Genomic DNA, 607 nt, shown 5'->3' on the forward strand with positions numbered 1-607 from the left:
ATCCAAACCGTAGGGATCTTCTTCGGCGGAAGCAGGTCTTGGCGCAGCCTCTTCTTCATATAGATCGTCTTCATCGTCGTCGGCTGCGGAATAAGGCTCGTCCGCTTTGTCGCTGATATCCGGCAACGGAATTTCCCTGCCCTGCTCATCAATATAGAGGAAACCGTCGGCAGTCCGGACAAGACGCATGGAGAACGGCAGCGACCAACCTTGTCCCAGCCAGCCGTTGCCTATTTGGTCGGAATAGTAGCTGCGCTGCCAAACAAGGGGAAGCGGGGAATCGAAGGCAAAGTCGGTCTCGGTATCGTCAAATAGGACTTTGATACCGAGTACGGCGTTCACGGGGTTACCAACATTTGTGGCAGCAGCCACCTTACAAGGAATACAGTGACCATGACCCGAGGTAACCACCCCACCATCAAAACCCATACCCATACTGCCGCTGAAACCGCTGACCATTTTACGGGAAGGGGGCTTGGGACCCGGCTGACCGGGTATCATGGACGCAAGGGAAACCAGTTCGGATATGGCATCAACTGTATCAGCTGCGGCAGAATCAGACGCAACGATGGAAAGGGCAGCGGAAGCAACATCGGCAACCATCTCT

1 protein-coding gene is annotated in these 607 nt (G+C 54.7%); it reads right to left on the minus strand.

The window, feature by feature from the left end; translation table 11 throughout:
* Positions 1-607: DUF6531 domain-containing protein (locus Q9I99_RS11275; protein ID WP_304666238.1), on the minus strand; the 607-nt coding region annotated here is incomplete at both ends.

Source organism: Neisseria basseii (assembly GCF_962707005.1).
Lineage (GTDB): Bacteria > Pseudomonadota > Gammaproteobacteria > Burkholderiales > Neisseriaceae > Neisseria > Neisseria bergeri.